Below are 1,594 nucleotides of genomic sequence, written 5' to 3'. Positions count from 1 at the left end.
GCGTGCTGGCAAAGCCGCCGGGCCTCGCCGCCGGCGCCGTCATCTTCTACCTCATGGTTTCCTGGGTTCTTGAGAAGAAGCGAAAGCAGGCGGCCAAGGTCTTCTTGTTGGGGCTTTTGAGCTTGGCCATCATCGGCGCCTATTTCAGCTGGGCCATTTATCTCGGCCGCAGCTATCCGCCGTTTCATGTCGCGGGCAGCGGCTATATCTGGGATTCCGGTTTCTGGACATTCTTCAGGAACAGCTTCTACTTCAAATCCGTATGGAACACCTCAGTCTGGTGGTTCTACGGCTATCCGTTCATGGTGCTGATCGCGATCGGCTTCTGGCTGCCGCCCAGACCCGTCGAAGACCCCAAGCAACGCACTCTTTCGGCCATCCCTTATGTTTGGCTGGCTGCGGCCATCGTCATCTATCTGGCGGCAGCGCGCGAGATCACCAGCAATCCCTGGAATTACCACATCTTCCATGTGCCATTCGCGATGTTCTGCGGCCGCGGCGCGTTTCTCCTGGCAACGCTTGCATCGGGACCCGTTTTGTCCCCGGCGGTCGTGCTGCGCGCGATCTGCATCGCGGCCGTCACGCTGGTCTGGTCGACTTTTCCCCTTGTCAGAACAATGAAGACGCCGATCGCCATGAATGGCAAGCTGCTTGGCGACGAACTGGCGCGGTTAGCGCAGCCGGGCGACCTCGTCGTCGCCATTGCGCCCGAGGTCGGCGATCCCGTCGCCGTCTACTACAGCAGAGCGCGCGGCTGGGTGTTCCCGCCTGGCGGCGGCGATGTCGAATGGTCGAAATTCGTAGCGGACGATGCCACCGCGATCGCGCAGCTCGAGGAATTGCGCGCGCAAGGCGCGGACCTGTTCGGCACGGCCAAGAACGCCGCGGACAAGCAGGACCGGCTGTTCCTCGAGCATCATGACGGGGTCATCGACTATCTCGGCAAGACCGCAACCAAGCTTGTGGATTCGGACGATTTGCTGGTCTATAGGATCAGCCGTCCATAGAACCGCGACAGTCTGGGGCTGTGGGCCTTGGACAGGATATTGTCCCGACGGTTCGGCGGTCGCGTTCTCCTGCCGAAACTCGGCAAGCCGGTGGGCCAGGCGAACCGATCCCCGATGGCGGTAGGGATACTCGGGCACCACGCGGTGCTGCCATTTGAACTCGGCGGTGGAAACCGGCGGAGAATTGGTTGAAAAGAGCAATCTCAATAATCGTGACCCTGGCCCTACTAGCGTGGGTCGCCAGCGACTCGCGCTGGAAGATGGTGGGCGATGCTTTCGCGAGCATCACGCCCGGCGCTTTCGCGGCCGTGGCGCTTGCGCTGTTCGTCACCTACGTGCTGCGCGCGCTGCGCGTCTGCGACGAGTTCCGCGAGGAGGTGCATGGCCGTTTCGGCGCCTGCCTGCGCGTCATTCTGATCCACAATGCGATGATCAACGTCGTGCCCTTCCGCGGCGGCGAGACGGCATTTCCCCTGCTCCTGCGCCAGGTCTTCGGCATACCGATCATGCGTGCCAGCGCCTCGCTGCTGTGGTTCAGGCTGCAGGACGCCTTCGTCGTCGGCGTGCTGGCCCTGGCTGTGTGGCCG

General features: G+C 62.4%; 1 protein-coding gene and 1 pseudogene. Both read left to right on the top strand.

Features of this window, described 5'->3' with window-relative positions:
• Window positions 1-1,007: pseudogene (locus EN939_RS33440) on the top strand (glycosyl transferase); the annotation flags it as partial.
• A gap of 188 nt (window positions 1,008-1,195) precedes the next feature.
• A partial coding sequence (locus EN939_RS33435; protein ID WP_206528415.1) for a lysylphosphatidylglycerol synthase domain-containing protein occupies window positions 1,196-1,594 on the top strand: 399 nt, incomplete at its 3' end.

The organism is Mesorhizobium sp. M7A.F.Ca.CA.002.05.1.1 (assembly GCF_003998335.1).
GTDB lineage: Bacteria > Pseudomonadota > Alphaproteobacteria > Rhizobiales > Rhizobiaceae > Mesorhizobium.
This window is presented reverse-complemented; position numbering and strand designations above follow the sequence as displayed.